This is a genomic window from Polaromonas sp. P3_B1 (assembly GCF_056402935.1).
Window position 1 is genome coordinate 46,904 of record NZ_JBFUGK010000010.1, and the last position, 21,988, is coordinate 68,891.

Annotated in this window: 19 protein-coding genes and 2 tRNA genes; 17 read left to right on the forward strand and 4 right to left on the reverse strand. The window is 62.7% G+C overall.

Features of this window, described 5'->3' with window-relative positions; genetic code table 11:
- The first annotated feature begins 93 nt into the window (after positions 1-93).
- The 3 genes from AC1DXS_RS07905 to rimO all read left to right on the forward strand — a co-directional run bounded on the left by AC1DXS_RS07905 (position 94) and on the right by rimO (position 2,442).
- A tRNA-Val gene (locus tag AC1DXS_RS07905) sits at positions 94-170 on the forward strand.
- A gap of 273 nt (positions 171-443) precedes the next feature.
- On the forward strand, positions 444-935 hold the full coding sequence (gene phaR / locus AC1DXS_RS07910; protein ID WP_051001938.1) for a polyhydroxyalkanoate synthesis repressor PhaR: 492 nt from the start codon (positions 444-446) through the stop codon (positions 933-935).
- A gap of 97 nt (positions 936-1,032) precedes the next feature.
- Complete coding sequence (gene rimO / locus AC1DXS_RS07915; protein WP_477736970.1) at positions 1,033-2,442, forward strand: 30S ribosomal protein S12 methylthiotransferase RimO; 1,410 nt, start codon at positions 1,033-1,035, stop codon at positions 2,440-2,442.
- 132 nt (positions 2,443-2,574) lie between these two features.
- Here rimO and AC1DXS_RS07920 read toward each other — a convergent pair.
- Positions 2,575-2,659: transfer RNA gene (locus AC1DXS_RS07920), tRNA-Leu, on the reverse strand.
- A 115-nt stretch (positions 2,660-2,774) separates the two neighbouring features.
- Between AC1DXS_RS07920 and rnr the strand changes: the two genes are divergently transcribed.
- Both rnr and AC1DXS_RS07930 read left to right on the forward strand, forming a co-directional pair.
- Positions 2,775-5,132, forward strand: a complete 2,358-nt coding sequence (rnr, locus tag AC1DXS_RS07925; protein ID WP_477737023.1) for a ribonuclease R — start codon at positions 2,775-2,777, stop codon at positions 5,130-5,132.
- Positions 5,133-5,193: 61 nt separating this feature from the next.
- Positions 5,194-5,751 carry a YggT family protein gene (locus AC1DXS_RS07930; RefSeq protein WP_477736971.1) on the forward strand — a complete coding sequence of 186 codons (558 nt, stop codon included), beginning with the start codon at positions 5,194-5,196 and terminating at the stop codon, positions 5,749-5,751.
- On the opposite strand, the gene AC1DXS_RS07935 is transcribed toward AC1DXS_RS07930, so the two are convergent.
- The 3 genes from AC1DXS_RS07935 to AC1DXS_RS07945 form a co-directional block, all read right to left on the reverse strand.
- On the reverse strand, positions 5,748-7,247 hold the full coding sequence (locus tag AC1DXS_RS07935; protein ID WP_477736972.1) for an NAD(P)H-hydrate dehydratase: 1,500 nt from the start codon (positions 7,245-7,247) through the stop codon (positions 5,748-5,750). The genes AC1DXS_RS07930 and AC1DXS_RS07935 overlap by 4 nt on opposite strands.
- Positions 7,248-7,320: 73 nt before the next feature.
- The gene (locus AC1DXS_RS07940) at positions 7,321-8,580 is read right to left on the reverse strand and encodes a D-amino acid dehydrogenase (RefSeq protein ID WP_477736973.1); all 1,260 of its coding nucleotides are present in this window, start codon (positions 8,578-8,580) and stop codon (positions 7,321-7,323) included.
- Positions 8,581-8,700: 120 nt separating this feature from the next.
- On the reverse strand, positions 8,701-10,053 hold the full coding sequence (locus AC1DXS_RS07945; protein WP_477736974.1) for an amidase: 1,353 nt from the start codon (positions 10,051-10,053) through the stop codon (positions 8,701-8,703).
- A gap of 188 nt (positions 10,054-10,241) precedes the next feature.
- Between AC1DXS_RS07945 and rpsB the strand changes: the two genes are divergently transcribed.
- The 12 genes from rpsB to fabZ all read left to right on the forward strand — a co-directional run bounded on the left by rpsB (position 10,242) and on the right by fabZ (position 21,986).
- Positions 10,242-10,994, forward strand: coding sequence for a 30S ribosomal protein S2 (gene rpsB / locus AC1DXS_RS07950; protein ID WP_074579930.1), 753 nt, complete (start codon positions 10,242-10,244; stop codon positions 10,992-10,994).
- Between the two features lie 126 nt (positions 10,995-11,120).
- Entirely contained in the window at positions 11,121-12,035 is a 915-nt protein-coding gene (tsf, locus tag AC1DXS_RS07955) for a translation elongation factor Ts (RefSeq protein ID WP_477736975.1), read from the forward strand.
- A gap of 63 nt (positions 12,036-12,098) precedes the next feature.
- Positions 12,099-12,809: a UMP kinase gene (gene pyrH / locus AC1DXS_RS07960; protein WP_036838012.1), complete on the forward strand. Its 711-nt coding sequence runs from the start codon at positions 12,099-12,101 to the stop codon at positions 12,807-12,809.
- Between the two features lie 54 nt (positions 12,810-12,863).
- Complete coding sequence (gene frr, locus AC1DXS_RS07965) at positions 12,864-13,424, forward strand: ribosome recycling factor (protein WP_477736976.1); 561 nt, start codon at positions 12,864-12,866, stop codon at positions 13,422-13,424.
- 27 nt (positions 13,425-13,451) lie between these two features.
- Positions 13,452-14,192 carry a polyprenyl diphosphate synthase gene (gene uppS / locus AC1DXS_RS07970; protein ID WP_477736977.1) on the forward strand — a complete coding sequence of 247 codons (741 nt, stop codon included), beginning with the start codon at positions 13,452-13,454 and terminating at the stop codon, positions 14,190-14,192.
- Positions 14,192-15,037 carry a phosphatidate cytidylyltransferase gene (locus AC1DXS_RS07975; protein WP_477736978.1) on the forward strand — a complete coding sequence of 282 codons (846 nt, stop codon included), beginning with the start codon at positions 14,192-14,194 and terminating at the stop codon, positions 15,035-15,037. Before uppS ends, AC1DXS_RS07975 begins: the two co-directional genes overlap by 1 nt.
- Before the next feature lie 15 nt (positions 15,038-15,052).
- Positions 15,053-16,240: a 1-deoxy-D-xylulose-5-phosphate reductoisomerase gene (ispC, locus tag AC1DXS_RS07980; RefSeq protein ID WP_477736979.1), complete on the forward strand. Its 1,188-nt coding sequence runs from the start codon at positions 15,053-15,055 to the stop codon at positions 16,238-16,240.
- Position 16,241: 1 nt separating this feature from the next.
- Positions 16,242-17,621 carry an RIP metalloprotease RseP gene (gene rseP / locus AC1DXS_RS07985; protein WP_477736980.1) on the forward strand — a complete coding sequence of 460 codons (1,380 nt, stop codon included), beginning with the start codon at positions 16,242-16,244 and terminating at the stop codon, positions 17,619-17,621.
- Between the two features lie 13 nt (positions 17,622-17,634).
- The gene (gene bamA, locus AC1DXS_RS07990) at positions 17,635-19,932 is read left to right on the forward strand and encodes an outer membrane protein assembly factor BamA (protein WP_477736981.1); all 2,298 of its coding nucleotides are present in this window, start codon (positions 17,635-17,637) and stop codon (positions 19,930-19,932) included.
- Positions 19,932-20,438: an OmpH/Skp family outer membrane protein gene (locus AC1DXS_RS07995; protein WP_477736982.1), complete on the forward strand. Its 507-nt coding sequence runs from the start codon at positions 19,932-19,934 to the stop codon at positions 20,436-20,438. The genes bamA and AC1DXS_RS07995 overlap by 1 nt, the downstream gene beginning before the upstream one ends.
- 49 nt (positions 20,439-20,487) lie before the next feature.
- Positions 20,488-21,549, forward strand: coding sequence for a UDP-3-O-(3-hydroxymyristoyl)glucosamine N-acyltransferase (gene lpxD, locus AC1DXS_RS08000; protein WP_477736983.1), 1,062 nt, complete (start codon positions 20,488-20,490; stop codon positions 21,547-21,549).
- Positions 21,546-21,986, forward strand: coding sequence for a 3-hydroxyacyl-ACP dehydratase FabZ (gene fabZ / locus AC1DXS_RS08005; protein ID WP_007866435.1), 441 nt, complete (start codon positions 21,546-21,548; stop codon positions 21,984-21,986). The genes lpxD and fabZ overlap by 4 nt, the downstream gene beginning before the upstream one ends.
- Positions 21,987-21,988 lie beyond the last annotated feature (2 nt).

A 21,988-nucleotide genomic window follows, 5' to 3' on the forward strand; every position in this document is an offset into this window, starting at 1 on the left:
CGAGCCGCGGCCTGCAAGGCCTCGGGAGCGACACGAAGTGCGCGACCGTGGGGGTCAAAATAGATGCTATACTGCTAGCTTCGAACAGTCCTTAGGCGCGTAGCTCAGCTGGTTAGAGCACCACCTTGACATGGTGGGGGTCGTTGGTTCGAGTCCAATCGCGCCTACCAATTCCCAAGAACGGTTCCTGTCCAGGCTTTTGCATCGATGATGCGATGCCCATCACACAGGGTAAACCAAGGGGATTGAGTACATCAGAATTCCTAGAATGTCTTGAGCCCCGGCGTCCCGACGCTGGCCGTCATTCAGAGGAGAAATCAGTGCCAAAAAGCAAATCCACCAGTCCGGCATCCGGCCTTCCGCCTTCAGAGGGCGAAGCGGCTGTCGACGGCAATTCCGGCGCCAAAAGCGGCCGGGCTGCCGGCAAGACTGCGGCGTCCCGCGTGATCAAGAAGTACCCGAATCGCAGGCTCTACGACACCGAGACCTCGACCTACATCACGCTCACCGAAGTGCGGCAACTGGTGATGGAGAGCGCTGATTTCGTGGTGCGCGATGCCAAGACCAACGAGGACCTGACGCGCAGCATCCTGCTGCAGATCATTCTTGAAGAAGAAACCGGCGGCGCACCCATGTTCACCGAGGCCGTGCTGGCCAACATCATCCGTTTTTACGGGAATGCGATGCAAGGTTTCATGGGCGCTTACCTGGAAAAAAATGTCCAGAGCTTTATGGACTTGCAGGTCAAGATGGCCGAGCAGTCCAAGGGGCTGACCCCTGAAATGTGGGCGCAGTTCATGAACGCCCAGTCGCCCATGATGCAGGGAATGATGGGTACCTATGTGGAGCAATCCAAGAACGTTTTTACGCAGATGCAGGAGCAGATGCAAAAGCAGAGCGAGCAGATGCTCCAGGCTTTTGGTTTGAAAAAGTGAGCTGGGCGCCGGGCATGTGCCCGCGCGCTGGCAGGCCATTGAAGGCCATCCGGGGTTCACGGTTCGCCCTGACGCCTACCCTGAGACAATAGACCCCATGAGCGACGTAATTTCCCCATCCGCCCCCGCCAATGCCAAGGCCGCGCCGCGAGTCGGCTTTGTCAGCCTGGGCTGCCCCAAGGCCCTGACCGACTCCGAACTGATCCTCACGCAATTGAGCGCCGAGGGCTACCAGACCTCCAAGACCTTCGAGGGTGCCGACCTCGTGATCGTCAACACCTGCGGCTTTATTGACGACGCGGTCAAGGAAAGCCTGGACACCATCGGTGAGGCGCTGGCGGAAAATGGCCGCGTTATCGTCACCGGTTGCCTGGGCGCCAAGGCCGGCGAGGATGGCGGAAATCTGGTTCGCCAGATGCATCCCAGCGTGCTGGCCGTCACCGGCCCGCATGCGACGCAGGAAGTCATGGATGCGGTGCACCTGAATTTGCCCAAGCCGCATGATCCCTTTATCGACCTGGTTCCCAACGCCTTCGGTGTTGCGGGTGTCAAGCTCACGCCCAGGCACTATGCCTACCTCAAGATCAGCGAAGGCTGCAACCACCGTTGCACCTTCTGCATCATCCCTTCGATGCGCGGCGACCTGGTGTCGCGCCCGATTGGTGATGTGCTCAATGAGGCGCGCGCACTGTTTGAAGGCGGCGTCAAGGAACTGCTGGTCATCAGCCAGGACACCTCAGCCTACGGCGTGGATGTGAAATACCGCACCGGCTTTTGGGACGGTAAACCCGTCAAGACGCGCATGCTGGAGCTGGTGCAGGCGCTGGGCGAGATCGCTGAGCCCTATGGTGCGTGGGTGCGCTTGCATTACGTCTACCCGTATCCCAGTGTGGACGAAGTGCTGCCACTGATGGCTACCGGCAAGGTGCTGCCTTACCTGGACGTTCCGCTGCAGCACAGCCATCCGGATGTGCTCAAGCGCATGAAGCGGCCGGCCAGCGGCGAGAAAAACCTTGAGCGCATTGCGCGCTGGCGCGAGATCTGCCCCGAGATCGTGATTCGCAGCACTTTTATTGCCGGCTTCCCCGGTGAGACCGAGGCTGAGTTCGAACACCTGCTGGACTTTATGCGCGAAGCCAGGATCGACCGCGCGGGCTGCTTTGCCTACAGCGCGGTGGAAGGTGCCACGGCCAACGATATTCCCGGCATGCTGCCTATGGAACTGCGTGAAGAGCGGCGCGCGCGTTTCATGGCGGTGGCCGAGGCGGTGTCCAGCCAGAAGCTGCAGCAGCGCATAGGCGCGACCATGCAGGTGCTGGTGGATTCGGCCCCCGCGCTGGGCCGAAAGGGTGGTGTCGGCCGTTCCTATGCCGATGCGCCCGAGATCGACGGCGTCGTCAAGCTGCTGCCGCCCGAGAAAATCAGCAAGACGCTGAAAGTAGGTGAGTTCACGCGAGCCCGCATTGTGGGGACCCAGGGACACGACCTGGTTGCTGTGCCTGTTTGAACAATCCCGCGAACGGCAAACCGGGCCACAAGAGGTGGCCCGGAAACAAAAAAAGCCACTGGGTCGCAGTGGCTTTAATCTTGCTTTCTTCCAGAGCTCGTTTCAGAGTCTGGCAAAGCTGTTTGGTGTATCTGGTGCCCGGGAGAGAACTCGAATCTCCACATCTTGCGATACACGGACCTGAACCGTGCGCGTCTACCAATTCCGCCACCCGGGCACAGCTAGCAGTGTACCATTACTTGAACGCTTTTCGAGGCTCGAATTCGCAAATTTCCTGAAATATTTCGGCTGCATACTCAAAACCAGCAGCCCCCAACAAAAAGAGACTTTTTATCAAAACAACTCATTCCTCCGCGGGCGCATCGCCCGCCCATTCCTCCAGCCTGCTCGCTGAATTCGAGGGCACTGTTTCCGGCCACCGCGACGGCCACGGTTTCGTATTGCGCGACGATGGCGAGGCGGATATTTACCTGCCGCCCAATGAAATGCGCGCGGTGCTGCACAAGGACCGCGTCAAGGCGCGCATCGTGCGGCATGACCGCAAAAACCGGCCCGAAGGCCGCGTGACCGAGATCATCGAGCGCTCCTCCAATCCCATCATCGGCCGCCTTCTGCAGGAAAGCGGCGTCTGGCTGGTTGCACCTGAAGACAAGCGCTACGGCCAGGACGTACTGATTCCGAAAGGCGCTACCGGCACGGCAAAGGCCGGCCAGGTGGTGGTGGTGCAACTGACCGAGCCGCCTGCGCTGTTCGGCCAGCCTGTGGGCCGTGTCAAGGAAGTGCTGGGCGAGATCGACGACCCCGGCATGGAAATCGAAATCGCGGTGCGCAAATACGGCGTGCCGCATGAGTTCAGCGACGAAGCGCTGGCCCTGGCCCGCGCCTTGCCGGATGCTGTGCGGCCGACCGACAAAAAGCACCGCATCGACCTGACCGACGTGCCGCTGGTCACCATCGACGGGGAAGACGCCAGAGACTTTGACGATGCCGTCTATTGCGAACCGGCCAAGGTCGGCCGCGGCAAAGGCTGGCGCCTGCTGGTGGCGATCGCCGACGTGAGCCATTATGTGGAGACCGGCAGCGCCATCGACATCGACGCCTACGACCGCGCCACCAGCGTGTACTTCCCGCGCCGCGTGATTCCCATGCTGCCGGAGAAACTCTCCAACGGCCTGTGCTCGCTCAACCCCAACGTCGAGCGCCTGTGCATGGTCTGCGATATGCTGGTCAATGCCAAGGGCGAGGTCCATGCCTACCAGTTTTACCCGGCGGTGATGTTCAGCCACGCGCGCTTCACCTACACCGAGGTCGCCGCCATCCTGGCCAACACGCGCGGCCCCGAAGCCGCGCAGCGCAAGGCGCTGGTGCCGCACTTGCTCGATCTGCACGACGTCTACCAGGCTTTGCTCAAGGAGCGTGGGGTGCGCGGGGCGGTGGATTTTGAAACCACCGAAACGCAAATCGTCTGCGACGAGGCCGGCCGTATCGAAAAAATCGTGCCGCGTACCCGCAATGTGGCGCACCGCCTGATTGAGGAGGCCATGCTGGCCGCCAATGTCTGCTCGGCCGATTTCATCGCACAGAGCAAACACGTCGGCCTGTACCGCGTGCATGAAGGCCCGACGCCCGAGAAGAAGGAGATGCTGCGCAACTACCTGAAGATCGCCGGCGTCGGCATGACCATCAGCGACGACCCGGAACCCGGTGAGTTCCAGCGCATCGCGCTGGCCACCAAGGACAGGCCGGACGCGCAGCAAATCCACTCCATGCTGTTGCGCTCCATGCAGCAGGCCATCTACACGCCCATGAACAGCGGCCACTTCGGCCTGGCATACGAGGCCTACACGCACTTCACCAGTCCGATCCGGCGCTATCCTGATTTGCTGGTGCACCGCGTCATCAAGGCCGTGCTCAACAAGGCCAAATACCAGTTGCCGGTCCTGCCCACGCCGGGCGAGGCCGAGGCCAAGCTCTCCAAGCGGCTGGCCTCGCGCGTCAACGCCAAGGAGCCGACGCAAAAGCCCAAGAAGGCCAGCGCCGACGAGCTCGCCTGGCAGGCGGCCGGCCTGCACTGCAGCGCCAACGAGCGCCGCGCCGATGAAGCCAGCCGCGACGTCGAGGCCTGGCTCAAGTGCAAGTACATGCGCGAGCATTTGGGTGAAGAGTTCGGCGGCGTCGTCACGGCGGCCACGGGCTTCGGCATCTTCGTCACGCTGGACGCGATGTACGTGGAAGGCCTGGTGCATATCACCGAGCTGGGCGGCGAATACTTCCGCTTCGACGAAGCCCGCCAGGAGCTGCGCGGCGAGCGCACCGGCATACGCTATGCCATCGGCACACGTGTGAGGGTTCAGGTCAGCCGGGTGGACCTGGACGGCCGCAAGATCGACTTCCGCCTGGTGAACGAAGGCCAGGACCTGGTTGGGCGCGCCATGAAGGACAAGACCGGTGGCCATGCCGCGGAGTTGCCTGCCCAGGAGCGCGAGGCCAGGGAAACCAGGACAGGCAAGGCCGGTAAAAAAACAGCCGGCAAACGCACGGAAACCCGCTCCGGCAGCCGTGGCGGCGGTTCAGGCCGCAGCGCCAGCAGCGAGCGCGCGGCCAAATCGCCTATTCAGGCTTTGAAGGCCGCCGTCAAGAAAGCCGCAGGCAGCGCCGGGCGCAAGCAGGGCAAGAAGCCGCGCCGTTAGGAATGCAGGACATCGCGATGAATTGTTTTCTTTGTCGTTTCCCAAGCAGGGCGGGCCGCGCATGCTGATCCGCATCCTGTTGTTTGTTCTTGAAACCATCTTCTTCCTGCTGATTGCCGCGGCGCTGCTGCGCGCCTGGATGAACTGGGTCCGGGTCAATATGAGCGCCCAGCCGGGCCGCTTTGTCATGGCCCTTACCGACTGGCTGGTCAAGCCGCTGCGCCGCGCGTTGCCCAGGTCGCTCGCACAGTCGCGGGTGGACTGGGCCAGTGTGATCGCCGCCGCCTTGCTGGCGCTGGCCTATGCCTTGCTATGGGGTCTGCTGGTCGGTTTGCTGCTGGGCGCAATTGCGTTTGTGCCTATGGTGTTGCTGACCTTGCTTTCCTTTGCGCTCAAGATGCTGATCCGCGTGGCGCTTCAAACCTTGTTCATACTGGTACTGGGTTTTGCCATCCTCTCGTGGATACAGCCGGGCTCGCCCGCCTATGCCTTGCTGGGCCGCCTGACCGAGCCCGTGCTGGCGCCGCTGCGCCGCGTGATCCCGGCCGTGGGAGGGGTGGACCTCTCGGCGCTGGTGTTGATCGTGCTGTTGCAGATCGCCTTGATGGTCCTGGTTTAGGAGGCGGCCAGCGCTGAGGCCGTGAGCGTTTGTGCGCCGTGGCGTGTCGGCCATTCATCGGCCATGTGGCCATGGGCAAACACAGCGCAGCACGCCGCCTCAAAAGCCTCCAATCCCCCGGCCATTCGGGCTCCCAGCATGCCGGCGAGCACGTCGCCGGTGCCTGCCGTGGCCAGCAGGGCATTGCCGCTGCTGTTGATGGTGCAGGCCTGGCCGGGTGCCGCAATGATGGTTCCCGAACCCTTGAGCACGACGACGCACTGAAAGCGGTCGACCAGCCGACGAGCGTATGCCAGCCGGTCTGCCTGCACGTCCTGCGCGCTGGTGCCGGCCAGGCGAGCGGCTTCGAGCGGATGCGGGGTGAGCACCGTCGCGTAGCCGCGGCGGTGGCGGGCCGCGAGCTGGGCCTGCAGCTGCGTATCGCCGGCAATGGCATTCAGCGCATCTGCATCCAGCACCAGCTGTGGCGTGGCCGACAGCACCTTGGGCAGCACGGCGCGCACGGCGTCACCGCCGCCGCATCCGCACACGAGCACTTGCCGCGGCAGGTCCAGGGCTTCTGGCGTGCGAAACATCAATTCGGGTTGCTGGATATCTGCGCTGAGTGCCGGGGTCCCGAGCAAGGCCACATATACCCGGCCCGCGCCCGCATGCAGCGCTGCCCTTGCGGCCAGCAGCGCGGCACCGGCCATATGGCTGCGGGCAGCGGTTTCCCCGCCCAGCACCGCCACGTCGCCAAAACTGCCTTTGTGGCTGGCGTGTGGGGTGCCGTGCCTGGGCGCGTGCGACGCCCGGTCGGCCCCCAGCAACCAAGCATCCGGCGCCGGTCCGCCAACGGCCGCTGTGCCAAGATCGTCAAACCACACCTGGCCCGCTCGGTCGCGGCCATTCGCGGTAAACAGCCCCGGTTTCAGGGTCAGCAGGCTCAAAGTGAAAACATCCGGTGCAGCGGCCAATCCGACGGGAAAGGCCCCGGTGGCTGCGTCCAGGCCGGTGGGCAGGTCCACGGCCAGCCGCGGGACAGCGCTCGCCTGCATGCGTGCCAGCCATTCCAGCATCAAGGCCGTGCCAGGCCGGGCCGGATCCAGCGTTCCGCCTATGCCTAGCAGCGCGTCTATGCAGAAATCGAAGTCCTCGGGTGGCTCCACAGCCATGGGCACGCCTGCGGCCAGGGCCCGCTCGCGCGAGGCCTGGGCGTCGGGCGGCTGGCCGGTTTTTCCGGGCGGTGGGCCTGTCCAGGTCAGGCTCACGGTTTTGCCCCAGCGGTGCAGGTGCATGGCGGCCTCGAAGCCGTCGCCGCCGTTATTGCCGGGGCCGCAGGCGATCCAGATGCGCCGCGCGTGCGGCGCCAGGGCAAGCGCCAGGCGCGCGACTGAAAGGCCGGCCCGCTGCATCAGCGTGTGCGGCGACAGGCCGGCGGCGGCGAGCCGCTCAAGTTCGCGGGTGGCCGCCACGCTGTGAAGCGGCTCGCTGTGGGCGCTGGAAATTCTTCGCATGGCCCGATTGTGCGGCCCCGGGCGTAAAAAAGCCCGGCGGACCGGGCTTTCGGGGAGCGCAAGGGAGCGGGGTTCAAGCCAGGCGCGCGACGCCCAGGCCTTCCATGTCGATGTCGGTGTTTTTGCCGGCCATGAGGTCGGCCAGCGCTCGCGCGCTGCCGCAGCTGAGCGCCCAGCCGCTGGAGCCATGGCCCAGGTTGAGCCAGAGGCCGGGGATGCCGCTGTCGCCGATGATGGGCGGCCCGTCGGGCAGCATGGGCCTGGCGCCTTTCCATTCCTGCACGCTGGAGCCGGTATTGGCGAGCTGGGCCGCACCCGGAAACCAGTCATGCAAGACCTTGTAAAGGGTTTGCAGCGATGCGGCGCGCTTGTTGTCCAGCGAGCCGCCGATCTCGGCGCTGCCGGCCACGCGCACGCGGTTGCCCATGCGCGAGATGGCCACCTTGTAGCGCTCGTCCATCAGCGCGCTGCGCGGCGCGTTCAGGGGTTCGCGAATCGGCGCGCTGATGGAGTAGCCGTAGACCGCGGCCATCGGAATCTTCAGGCCCAGCGGCCTCAAGAGCTGCGCCGAGGCCAGGCCCGCGCACATGACCACTCGGTCGAAGCCGCGCGGCGTGCTTTCACCGGTGATGACCAGGCTGGCGGGTTGTGCCTGCTCCAGCCGGGCCACGGTGGTATTGAACTCAAAATTCACGCCCAGGCGCTGGGCCTCGTTCTTCAGCAGCAGCGCGAACTGCCGGCAATTGGCCACCTCGTCGTTGGGCAGGTGCACGGCACCCAGGAAGGGCGTGTCGGGGTTCAGCGCCGGCTCGATCTTGAGGACTTCCTCGGGGCCGATTTCCTTGAAGGTTACGCCCGCGTCGCGCAGTACCGCCAGACCGGGCTGCACCAGTTTGCTGTCTTTTTCGGAACGCAGCAGCACCATATAGCCGGGACTGCCGTCGTATTCGAGCTGCAGCTCGGCCGTCAGATGGTGAAGTCGCTCGCGGCTGTAAAAAGCCAGGCGCTGCATGCGTGCCCGATTGGCCAGGTAGGTTTCCAGATTGCAGGCACGGAACCACTGCCACATCCACGCGAGTTCTCCGGCCGACAGCGGCCAGCCGAGCTTGACGGGGGCGTGGCGGCTGAACAGGTGGCTAAGGACTTTGCGGGGCATGCCGGGCACCGCCCAAGGTGTGACGTAACCCGGTGCGACCAGGCCGGCGTTGGCGAAGCTGGTTTCCTCGGCTGCCGCGCCGCGCCGCTCGAACACGGTGACTTCATGGCCGTCCAGGGCCAGCTCGTAGGCTGTGGTGACGCCGATGATGCCGGCGCCGATGATGGCGATCCTCATGCGAAGGCTCCGCGGCGGCATGGCGTGGAGGCGGGGCGTTTGGGACGGGAAATCTTGTTGTGCATTGTTTTTTTTATGGGTGAGCAGGCCGCGAGCCCGGGCAGGATGGGGTTGCGGCGGTTATTGTTGTAGCGACTGTGCCAGGGCGGCTTCCACTTGCAGGGCCAGATCCAGCACCCCGTCGTCATGCAGGGCCGCGTGCCACAGCATCAGGCCCACGGGCAACTGGCCGGGCGTGTGGCAGGGTAGGGAAATCGCGCAGCCGTCGAGCATGTTCACCACCGAGGTATTGCGCAGCAAAAGGCCGTTGACCCTGAAAAACTCGGTGTCGTCGCCCAGCAAACCGGCGATGGGCGGCGCGACCAGGGGCACGGTGGGCGACAGCACGGCGTCAAAGCCGTCCAGGCGCGTTTCCATGCGGGTGATCCAGTCCTTGCGTGCCGCCAGCAGGTCAATGTAGTCGGCCGCGCTCATGCTGGCGCCGCGCAGGATGCGCAGCGCGACACGCGGGTCGTAGCGCGCCTGGTGTTCGGCGATCAGCTTGCGGTGCCAGGCATAGCTTTCCGCCGCCGACAGGCCTCCGGTGGCGTTGATGGCCGGCAGTTCACCGATTTCCTCCAGTGCGATCTCTTCGATGCGAGCACCGGCGCGGCGCAGAACCAGCAAGCTGCGTTCGAACGCCTGGGCTACTGTATCGCTCAATGCGTCCTGCATCAGGGTGCGGCTGACAGCCAGACGGCAAGCCGACAGCGGCTTGCCAGCCAGCCTGACCTGGCGCGCCGCCAGCACCTCGTGCACGATGACGGCGTCGCGCACCGAGCGCGTGAGGGCACTGACGGTGTCCAGGCTGGTCGAAAGGGGCAGGGCACCGGTGGTCGGCACCAGGCGGGCGGTGCTCTTGAAGCCGACGATGCCGCACAGTGCGGCGGGAATGCGGATCGAGCCGCCGGTGTCCGAGCCCAGCCCCACCAGGGCCGCGCCAGTGGCTACCGACACCGCCGCACCTGAGGAGGAGCCGCCAGGGATGCGGGCGATTTCCGGATCGGCTGGGTTGGCGGGCGTTCCATAGTGCGGATTGATGCCCACCCCTGAAAAGGCGAATTCCACCATGTTGGTGCGGCCCACCAGCACCGCGCCGGCGGCCCGCAGGCGGGCGACCGCGGGGCAATCGGCCTGGGCGGGGGCGTTTTGGGCCAGCACCTTGGAGCCGGCGGCAGTAACCTGGCCCGCCACGTCGAACAAATCCTTGATGGACACAGGGATACCGGCAAGCGGCAACCCGGAGCCGCCGGGAGGGGTGTTTTTCAGCGTTTCAGGGGGATTTGCGGGCGAGCCGGGCATAAAAACATGGCGGCAGGCCTCGCTTTGCGCGGCCAGGGCGGCTCGCGCCAGGATTTCCGGGGCTTGCGCTTGGCCCGCCTGGAGTGCCTGGCGGACGGTATGGAGGTCGCCGGAAAGGAGGGGCTGGCTCATGGGCGGAGGGTGGGATCGAGAGAGGAGGGCAGGAGGATGTTATACTCGACAGGCTTTGCGAATGACGATTGTGTTGTTTGCAATGCAAATCGCAAATCAGCCACCCCAAGGTGTTGTCCCGGAGTCTCAAAAAGAGAGCGTCGGGGCGATAAGCGCTGATTTTAGACACAACCTTTTGGAGTATTTTTATGTCGACCACTATGCGCGAAATGCTGGAAGCAGGCGTTCATTTCGGACACCAAACCCGCTTCTGGGACCCCAAGATGGCCCCGTACATCTTCGGCCATCGCAACCGCATTCACATCATCAACCTGGAAAAATCGCTGCCGATGTACCAGGAGGCGATGAAGTTCGCCAAGCAGCTGTCCGCCAACCGCGGCACCATCCTGATGGTGGGCACCAAGCGCCAGGCTCGCGAAATCGTCGCCACCGAAGCCAAGCGTGCCGGCGTGCCTTACGTTGACCAGCGCTGGCTGGGCGGCATGCTGACCAACTTCAAGACGGTCAAGACTTCCATCAAGCGCCTGAAAGAGATGAAGGCCCAGCAGGAAGCCGGCCTCGAATCCATCAGCAAAAAAGAACAGCTGACCTTCAAGCGCGAGATCGAAAAGCTGGAAAAAGACATTGGCGGCATTCAGGACATGAACGCATTGCCGGACGCCATCTTCGTGATCGACGTGGGTTTCCACAAAATCGCGATCCTGGAAGCCAAGAAGCTCGGCATCCCACTGATCGGCGTGGTTGACTCCAACCACTCGCCTATCGGCATCGATTACGTGATCCCCGGCAACGATGACTCCTCCAAGGCCGTGGCGCTGTATGCCCGCGGTATCGCCGACGCGATCCTCGAAGGCCGCGCCAACGCCGTGAACGACGTTGTCAAGGCGGTTTCCGCCGAGAGCTCGGACGAGTTCGTGGAAGTGGACAACGCAGCCGCCTGATAGTTTGCGGCGCTGCGCCAGACGCGAAAAAGGGGCTCGCGTAGCCCCTTTTTCACAACTCAAGCATCAAGAAGGGACAGGCCCGGTCGGCCCATCCCTGTGAACACGACAAAACGGAGAATCAAAATGGCAATTACTGCAAGCATGGTCGCTGAACTGCGCGCCAAGACCGACGCCCCCATGATGGAGTGCAAGAAGGCACTGACCGAGGCAGAGGGCAATTTCGAAAAAGCTGAAGAGCTCCTGCGCGTCAAGCTCGGCAGCAAGGCCGGCAAGGCCGCCTCCCGCGTCACCGCTGAAGGCGTGGTGGCCGCGCACCGCGAAGGCGATGTGGGCGCGCTGGTTGAGATCAACTGCGAAACCGACTTCGTGACCAAGAACGACAGCTTCCTGGCTTTTGCCAAAGCCGTGGTCGAAGGCATCGTCAAGAACAACCCGGCCGACGTGGACGCCGTGGGCGCCATGCCCCTGTCGCTGGACGGTTTCGGCCCTACGGTTGAAGACGTGCGCAAGGGCCTGATCGGCAAGATCGGCGAAAACATGAGCGTGCGCCGCTTCAAGCGCTTTAGCGGCAGCAAGCTGGCTTCTTACCTGCACGGCACGCGCATCGGCGTGGTGGTTGAGTTTGAAGGCGACGAAGCCGCCGCCAAGGACGTGGCGATGCACGTGGCCGCGATGAAACCCGTGTCGCTGTCCAGCGCCGAAGTTCCCGCCGAACTGGTCGCCAAAGAGCGCTCGGTGGCCGCTGCCAAGGCTGCTGAAGATGCCGCCAAGGCCCAGGCCGAAGGCAAGCCCGTGCAGTCCGCTGAAATTGTTGCAAAGCGTATCGAAGGCGGCGTGCAAAAGTACCTGAAGGAAGTCAGCCTGTATAACCAGACTTTCGTCAAGAACGACAAGCAGACCGTCGAGCAAATGCTCAAGGAAAAGGCCACCACGATCAAGTCCTTCACGCTGTACGTGGTGGGCGAGGGCATCGAGAAGAAGGTCGACGATTTCGCCGCCGAAGTCGCCGCCCAGGTCGCGGCCGCCAAGGGCGCTTAAGTACTCAGCCTAGCCGGAAGGCCGCTAAACTCCAGTTCACTTCAACCATAGAAAGCCCCTCACATGCCAGCCTACAAGCGAATCTTGTTAAAACTGTCAGGTGAGGCCTTGATGGGGGATGATGCCTTCGGCATCAACCGCGCCACCATTGTGCGCATGGTCGAGGAAATCGCCGAGGTCACCCGCATGGGTGTCGAGGTGGCTGTGGTGATTGGCGGCGGCAATATTTTCCGCGGCGTGGCGGGCGGCTCGGTCGGAATGGACCGCGCCACCGCCGACTACATGGGCATGCTGGCCACCGTGATGAACGCCCTGGCTTTGGGCGACACCATGGACAAGGCCGGCCTTATCGCTCGCGTGATGTCCGCCATCGGGATTGAGCGTGTGGTGGAGCCCTATGTTCGCCCCAAAGCCTTGCAGTATCTCGAAGAGGGCAAGGTCGTTATTTTCGCGGCCGGCACCGGCAACCCCTTCTTCACCACCGACACGGCCGCCGCGTTGCGCGGCGCCGAGATAGGCGCCGAGATCGTACTCAAGGCCACCAAGGTCGACGGTGTGTACACTGCGGACCCCAAGAAAGACCCGAAGGCCACGCGCTATACCAACATCACGTTTGATGAAGCCATGGGCAAAAACCTCGAGGTCATGGATGCCACCGCCTTCGCGCTGTGCCGCGACCAGAAGCTGCCCATCAAGGTGTTCAGCATTTTCAAACACGGCGCGTTGAAGCGCGTGGTGCAAGGCGAAGACGAGGGAACGCTGGTTCACGTCTAAGTTTGGGCCTTGCATGGCTTGCTTTTTTCGCTATAAAAATCCGGAGATTCGACCATGAGCATTGTTGAAGTCAAGCAGCTGGCAGAGCAAAAAATGCTGCAGTCCATCGACTCGTTCAAGAACGGCCTGACCAAGATCCGCACCGGCCGCGCCAACCCCGGCCTGCTCGATACCGTGCACGTTGACTACTATGGCTCCATGGTGCCTATCAGCCAGGTTGCCAATGTGTCGCTGCTCGACGCGCGCACCATCAGCGTGTCGCCCTGGGAAAAAGGCATGGGCGCCAAAATCGAAAAAGCCATCCGTGACTCCGACCTGGGGCTTAACCCGGCGGCGCAGGGCGACCTGATACGCGTCCCCATGCCGGCCATGACGGAAGAGCGCCGCAAGGAGCTCACCAAGGTCGTGCGCGGTGAGGGCGAGCACGCCAAAGTCGCCATCCGCAACCTGCGCCGTGATGCCAACGACGGCATCAAAAAATTGGTCAAGGAAAAGCTGGCGTCCGAAGACGACGAGCGCCGCGCCCAGGAAGACATCCAGAAGTTCACTGACCGTTTCATTGCCGAAGTCGACAAGCTGGTCGCCGGCAAGGAACAAGACATCATGGCGGTTTGACGCTTCAGCGTCTGGCCTGAACTGTCCATGGCCGCCACTTCCAATCCGGTCCCGCGCCACATTGCCATCGTCATGGACGGCAATGGCCGCTGGGCGACCAAACGATTTCTGCCCCGCATCGCGGGCCACAAGCAGGGCGTTGATTCGCTGAGCCGCTGCGTGCGCGCTTGCCTGGAGCGCGGCATCGGCGTGTTGACGGTATTTGCGTTCTCATCCGAAAACTGGAACCGGCCATCCGAAGAGGTCTCAGGCCTGATGGAGTTGCTGGCCCTGTCATTGGCCAAGGAAGTGCCCAGCCTGAATGAAAACGGCGTGCAGCTGCACTTCATCGGGGACCGTGAGCGGCTCTCTGAGAAGGTCCGGGCCGGCCTGGCAAAGGCCGAGCTGGATACCTCTGCCAACAGCCGGCTGGTTTTTAACGTCTGTTTCAACTACGGCGGCCGTTGGGACATCGCGCAGGCCGCGCAGAAGCTGGCCGACCGCGGCGAGGCGATCACCGAGCTGTCGCTGGACCGGGCCATGGCCATGGCGCATGTGCCGGATCCGGACCTGCTGATACGCACCGGCGGTGAACTGCGCATCAGCAACTTCTTGCTGTGGCAGGCAGCCTATTCGGAGCTGCATTTCTCTGACAAGCTCTGGCCCGAATTCGACGAGGCGGCGCTCGATGAGGCGATTGCCGTTTTTCGCACTCGCGAGCGGCGCTTTGGCCAGACGTCGGCGCAGGTCGGCGGCCAGGGCAACAACCATAATGCAAAGGCGGCTTGATGCTTAAACAGCGTGTCATCACGGCGATCGTCCTGCTGGCCATTTTGCTGCCCGCACTTTTTTATTCCACCCCCCAGCCCTTTTGCGCCGTGGCGCTGCTGCTGATCGCAGCGGGTGCCTGGGAGTGGGGCCGCCTCAATGGTTACGGGCAGGGCGTATCCACGGCGCTGGGCCTGGTGTGCGTGGCGGCTTGCGCGCTGTCCTGGTACACCGGCCTGCTGGATCAATCCTTGCCCCTGCTCTGGGCCGCAGCGGGCGCTATCTGGGTGCTGGCCGGTGGCTGGCTGTTGCGCAATGGGGTAGCCGGCTGGCCGCGCATTCCCAAGGCGCTGCGGCTGGTGGCGGGGCTGGCTGCGCTGTGGCTGGCCTGGCTGGCCGTTGCACAGGCGCGTGTCCTTGGTATCAATTTCCTGCTGTCCGTGCTGCTGCTCGTCTGGGTGGCCGATATCTTTGCCTACTTCGCCGGTCGCACTTTCGGCGGCCGGTTCAGCAAGGGTAAGTTGGCACCTTCGATCAGCCCCGGCAAAAGCTGGGAAGGGGTCTGGGGCGGCATGGCCGGCGTGGTCGTGCTGTCATTGGTTTGGGGCTACCTGGGCAGCGGTTTTGGGGGCGAGGCCACGCTGTACAGCCGGCTGGCGGCGACCCACGGCGTGCTGATCATGCTTTTGGCGGTCATTTTCCTGGCGGCCATGAGTGTGGTGGGCGACCTGGTCGAATCGCTGATCAAGCGCAGCGCTGGCGTCAAGGATTCCAGCGGCCTGTTGCCTGGCCACGGTGGGGTGCTGGATCGCGTCGACGCCCTGTTGCCCACGCTGCCGCTGGCGATGATGCTGGTCAGCCTCTAAACCTATCTTTCCCGTATGTCCTTCAGCAAGCAGCGCGTCACCGTTCTGGGTTCCACCGGGTCCATAGGCGTCAACACGCTGGACGTGATCGCGCGCCATCCGGATCGTTTTGAAGTCTTCGCGCTCAGCGCGGCGACCCAGGTCGACTTGATGCTGGCGCAGTGCGTCCAGTTCAAGCCGCACTATGCCGTGATGGCGAGCGAGCCGCACGCCCGCCAACTGGCGGACAAAACCAAGGCCCACGGGCTGCCCGTGCAGGTGCTGTCGGCGCCCGATGCGCTGGAAATGATCGCCTCGCATGAGTTGGTGGACACCGTCATGGCGGCCATCGTGGGTGCGGCGGGCCTGGCGCCCTGCATGGCCGCGGCCCGCGCCGGCAAACGCCTGTTGCTGGCCAATAAAGAGGCTTTGGTCGTCGGCGGCGAAGTGTTTATGCGGGCGGTTCATGAAGGGGCGGCCCGGTTGCTGCCGATTGACAGCGAACATTCGGCCATCTTTCAGTCCTTGCCGGAAGACCCTGTAGTTTGGCCCCGGCGCATCGAAAAGATCATGCTGACCTCGTCGGGCGGCCCTTTTCGCGCTCGCGATCCGGCAACCCTGCGGGACGTAACGCCCGAGCAGGCCTGCGCGCACCCAAATTTTTCCATGGGCCGCAAGATTTCGGTGGATTCGGCCACGATGATGAACAAGGCTTTGGAGGTAATCGAGGCCAAATACCTGTTTGGTGTTCTGCCTGAGCAGATCGAAGTGGTCATCCATCCGCAGCAAATCATCCATTCGATGGTGCAGTTCCACGACGCGTCGGTGATGGCCCAGCTGGGCACGCCGGATATGCGGGTGCCGATCGCGTATGGTCTGTCTTGGCCGGAGCGGATCGAAAGCGGCACGGCACGCCTGGATTTTGCTCGCATGGCGGCCATGACATTCGAGGTTCCGGACTTTCAGCGCTTTCCCTGCTTGCCGCTGGCCTGGGAGAGTTTGCGTGGACCACCGGGCACCTGTGTGGTGCTGAATGCCGCCAATGAGATTGCTGTTGCCGCCTTCCTGGACAAGCGGATCCGGTTCGACCATATTCACCATGTAAATCACGCAACTTTGGAGGCGCTGGCGCCCTCTGAGGTAAGTGATATTGAGGGCCTGCTCGGTCTGGATGGGCAGGCTCGCCGCCTTGCCCTTCGCATTGCCGGACAACTGGAGCCCTGACATGCTGCTGACTGCGATTTCTTTCGTTGTAACGCTGGGAATCCTGATCGCCGTGCACGAGTATGGACATTACCGCGTGGCCGTGGCCTGCGGCATCAAGGTCCTCAAGTTTTCGATCGGATTTGGCACGCCGATTTACACCTGGAAGTTCAAAAACAAGCCCACCGAGTTTTGCATCGGCATGCTGCCGCTGGGGGGGTACGTCAAGATGCTGGACGAGCGCGAGGCGCCCGTCGACCCGGCCGAGCGCCACCTGGCCTTCAATACCCAGCCGCTGAAATCCCGGGCCGCGGTGGTTGCTGCCGGCCCGGCGGCCAACCTGCTGTTGGCCGTGCTCTTGTACGCCGTCCTCAACTGGAGCGGTCTGCAGGAGCCCAAAGCCGTCCTGGCCAGCCCCGTGGCCGGATCGCTCGCGGAAAAGGCCGGCCTGCGCGGTCATGAAACGGTGGTCCAGGCGTCTTTTGAAGGCGACGAACTCCAGGATGTACGCTCGTTTGAGGACCTGCGCTGGCGCCTGACACAGGGCGCACTGGACGGTCGCGACCTCACGCTGGTGCTGGGCGCAGACACCGCCGGCGCCGGGCAAACGGTGCGCCTGCCGCTGAGCGCATTGGGCGCTCCCGAGGCCGATGCGCAGTTGTTCCGCAAAATCGGCATCCTGGGGCCGTGGACCGCTCCCGTGATCGGGAACATGCTACCCGGAAGCCCGGCTGAAAAGTCCGGCCTCAAAACGGGGGACAGGGTGGTAGCTATAGGCGATGCCGCGATCAATGATGGGCAGCAGTTGCGCGAAGTCATACGCGCCTCCCCGCGAACCTCCGGTGCGGATCCCGCAGCCGTAGTGCCCCAGAGCTGGCAGATCATCCGCGCAGGCCAGAAGCTGATGTTGCAGGTCACGCCTGAGCTGAAGCTTCTGGACGGGACCATGGTGCCCCGGATTGAGGCCTCCGTGGATGCGCCACCCGAACTCGTCACGGTGCGCTACGGCTTTGCCGAAGGGCTATGGCAAGGTGCAGTTCGCACCTGGCAGGTGTCAGCCCTCACGCTGCGCATGATGGGGAAAATGCTGATCGGCGAGGCCTCCCTCAAGAACCTCAGCGGGCCACTCACCATCGCCGACTATGCGGGCAAGTCGGCGAGCCTGGGCTGGAGCTATTACCTGACCTTCCTGGCCCTGATCAGCGTGAGCCTGGGTGTCCTGAATTTACTCCCGCTGCCGGTTCTGGATGGGGGGCACCTGATGTATTATCTTTGGGAGGGGATCACTGGCCGAGGCGTGTCTGACGCCTGGATGGACCGGTTGCAGCGCGGTGGCGTTGCGATCCTGCTGGGCATGATGTGTGTTGCCCTGTTTAACGATGTCACCCGGCTCTTGGGCTAATTCCATACATTTCATGCAAAAACAAATAAATCGCTTCAAAGTTCGCGCAGTTTGCGCCATAGCCGCCGGTCTTTTTGCAGCCACTTCTGCCTGGGCGGTTGACCCATTTACGGTACGCGACATTCGGGTTGAAGGTTTGCAGCGCGTGGAGCCTGGAACCATTTTTGCGTCACTTCCCTTTCGTGTCGGCGAAACCTACAACGACGATAAAGGCTCCACTGCCATTCGCGCGTTGTTCGGCCTGGGCCTTTTCAAGGATGTGAGGCTGGAAGTCAATGGGGACGTGCTGGTGGTGATTGTTGAAGAACGCCCCACCGTGGCTGATGTGGATTTCGTCGGAACCAAGGAGTTCGACAAGGAAGTGCTGAAAAAAGCACTGCGCGAAGCGGGCGTCGCCGATGGCCAGCCTTTCGACAAGGCGCTTGCCGACAAGGCCGAGCAGGAGCTCAAGCGCCAGTACATCAACAAGAGCCTGTACGGTGTCGAAGTCATCACCACCGTCACACCCATTGAGCGCAACCGCGTCAACCTGACGTTTAGCGTCGTGGAGGGCGAGGTGGCCAAGATCAAGGAAATTCACGTTACGGGCAACAAAGCCTTCAGTGAATCCACGCTGCTGGGTCTGTTTGACCTGGACACCGGCGGCTGGCTCAGCTGGTACACCAAGTCCGACCGCTACTCGCGCACCAAGCTCAACGCCGACATCGAGACGCTGCGTTCCTACTACCTGTCGCGCGGCTACCTGGAATTCAAGGTCGAGTCGACCCAGGTCGCGATCTCTCCAGACAAGCAAAGCATCGCCATTACCGTCAATGTGAGCGAAGGTGAGCGTTTTGTGGTGTCGGGTGTCAAGCTCGAAGGCAACTATCTCAACAAGGAAGAAGAGTTCAAGACCCTGGTGAAGATTGAACCGGGCGAGCCCTACAACGCCGACCAGGTGGCCGAAACCACGAAAGCCTTCACCGACTATTTCGGCACCTTCGGCTTTGCTTTTGCACGCGTCGAGGCGGTGCCCGAGATAGACCGCAGCAACAACCGCGTGGCTTTCGTCATCCAGGCCGATCCATCCCGCCGCGCTTATGTGCGGCGCGTGAACGTGGCGGGCAACAACCGCACGCGCGATGAAGTCGTGCGCCGCGAATTCCGCCAGTTCGAGTCCTCCTGGTACGACGGCGACAAGATCCGCCTTTCGCGCGACCGCGTGGACCGTCTGGGTTACTTTACTGACGTGAACGTGGAAACCCAGGAAGTTCCCGGTACGCAAGACCAGGTCGATGTGACGATGAGCGTGACGGAGAAGCCCACCGGCAACCTGCAGCTTGGCGCGGGTTATTCCAGCGCAGACAGCGTGTCGCTGCTGTTCGGCATCAAGCAGGAAAACGTGTTCGGTTCGGGCAATTACCTGGGTATTGAACTCAATACCAGCAAGTCCAATCGCCAGGTGGTGCTGAGCACCATAGACCCTTATTTCACCGCCGACGGTATTTCACGCACGATAGACGTTTATGACCGCACCTCCAAGCCACTTTCCGGCCAGGGCGGCGATTACAGCCTGAAAACCCGCGGCGCCAGCATACGCTTCGGGGTGCCGTTCACCGAGAACGACACCGTCTATTTCGGCAGCGGTTACGAGCAACTGACCATTGTTCCCGGCACCAACCTTCCCGTCAGCTACCAGGACTACGCCAACCAGTTCGGCTACAAGAGCAGCTCCGTTCCCCTGACGATCGGCTGGTCCCGCGACAGCCGGGACAGCTCCCTGGTTCCCACCATGGGCCGCTACCAGCGTGTGTACGGCGACTGGGGCGTTGCGGGCGACATCAAGTTCGTCCGGGCGAATTACCAGGTCCAGCAGTACATTCCGCTGAACAAGCAGTTCACCGTGGCCCTGAATGGCGAGTTTGGCTGGGGCAAGGGCCTGAACGGCCAACCTTATCCGCTGTTCAAGAACTACTACTCGGGCGGCCTGGGATCAGTGCGCGGCTTCGAACAGGGGTCCCTCGGCCCGCGCGACGCCTCGGACCTGGCCATTGGCGGACCTAAAAAATTGACCCTGAATGCAGAACTGATCGCGCCGTTCCCGGGCGCCGGCAATGACAGGACACTGCGTTTGTACGGCTTCGTGGATGCCGGCAATGTGTTCGGGGAAAAAGAACAATACAAGTTGAACGACCTGCGTATCTCAACCGGTATTGGCATCAGCTGGATTTCCCCATTGGGGCCTTTGCGGCTCGCGATTGCGACGCCGATCCGTAAAAAGCCAGGCGATAGAATAGAGCGGTTGCAATTCCAAATTGGTACATCTTTCTAATGAAGCATCTTTCAAGCAAAATTTTTCTCGGCCTTGTTGTCGCATTGGCGGGTTTCTCCGCGAGCGCGCAGGAGTTCAAGGTCGGTGTCGTCAATCTGGACCGCATTTTCCGCGAAGCCAATTCCGCCAAAGCGGCCCAGACCAAGCTTGAGCAGGAATTCAGCAAGCGTGAAAAAGAGCTGAACGACCTGGCTAACCAGCTCAAGACGCTTTCCGATAAGTTTGAGCGTGAAGCACCCACGCTGGCCGAAAGCCAGCGCAACACGCGCCAGAAGCAGCTCGTGGACCAGGACCGGGATTTCCAGCGCAAGCGCCGTGAGTTCCAGGAAGACCTGAACACCCGCAAGAACGAAGAGCTCCAGCAGGTGATCGAGCGCGCCAACAAGGTCGTGAAGACCCTGGCGGAAACCGAAAAGTACGACCTGATTCTCCAGGAGTCGGTCTACGTCAACCCCAAACACGACATCACCGACAAGGTGATCAAGGCGCTGAACGCTTCCCGTTGATTGCGGGGGTGTTCACCACGATCACCATCGCCAAAACGGCAGGCGCAGTGTGACACTCCGTCTTGCCGACATCGTCCAGTTCCTCGCAGGCCTCAATGCGGAGTTGGTCGGCGATCCGGGCTTGCAGATTGAGCGTCTCTCTACCTTGGAGGCCGCTGGCCCCAGGGATCTGAGCTTCCTCAGCAACCCCAAGTACCAAGCCAAGCTCGCGCAGTCCGCTGCGGCCTGTGTCATCGTGGCGCCTGCCGCGCGGCAAGCCGCCGTAGCCAGGGGCGCCTGCATCGTGGTGGACGATCCCTACCACGCCTTCGCGCTGGTCACCCAGCTCTGGAAGCAGCGGCATACCCCACAGCCCGCGCCGCACGTTCACCCCAGTGCCTTCATCGACCCCACTGCCTCGCTGGCTCCCGGCGTTTCGGTGGGAGCCTTCGCCTGCATAGGGGAGGGCGCCGTCATAGGCGAGGGCGCCCGTATCGCCGAACACTGTGTCATCGGCAGGGGCGCGCAGATCGGTGCCGGCAGCCGCCTGTCGGCGCGCGTTACCCTGGCGGACGGTTGCCGCATGGGGGCGCGCTGCATTGTGCATCCGGGCGCTGTGATAGGCGCAGACGGCTTTGGTTTCGCCTTGCACCAGGGGCAGTGGGTCAAGATAGAGCAACTGGGCGGTGTGCTGATAGGCGACGACGTGGAGATCGGGGCCAACACCTGCATAGACCGCGGTGCCCTGCAGGACACCGTGCTCGAAGATGGCGTCAAGCTCGACAACCTTGTCCAGATCGGCCACAACGTGCGCGTGGGCAAGCACACCGCGATGGCAGGGTGCGCCGGTGTCGCGGGCAGCGCCACGATAGGCGCTCACTGCACGGTGGGCGGTGGCGCCATTGTGCTGGGCCACCTGAGCCTGGCCGACCATGTGCACGTGTCGGCTGCGTCCGTCGTGACGCGGTCCATCCTCAAGCCCGGAAATTACACCGGGCTCTTTCCCATCGACGACAATGCTGTCTGGGAAAAAAACGCCGCCTCGCTCAAACAGCTCCACACGCTGCGCGAGCGCCTGCGGCAGGCTGAAAAAGCCATTCTGAACTCAGGACACATTGAAGAAAAATCATGATGGATATCCACCAAATTCTCAAGCAGCTTCCGCACCGCTATCCCATCCTGCTGGTGGACCGCGTACTCGAAATTGAAAAAGGCAAAAGCATCAAGGCGCTCAAGAACGTCACGATCAACGAGCCGTTTTTTATGGGCCATTTTCCCCATCACCCGGTCATGCCCGGCGTGCTGATGCTCGAAGCCATGGCCCAGGCCGCCGCCTTGCTGGCCTTTGAAACCCTGGGCGTGACGCCCGACGACAAGACGGTGTATTACTTCGCGGGCATAGACGGCGCGCGCTTCAAGCGGCCGGTCGAGCCGGGCGACCAACTGATCATGGATGTCACGCTGGATCGCATGAAGGCCGGCATTTTCAAGTTCAAGGGCGTGACCCGCGTCGGCGACACCGTCGCCTGCGAGGCTGAACTGATGTGCACCATGCGCACCATAGCGTGAGC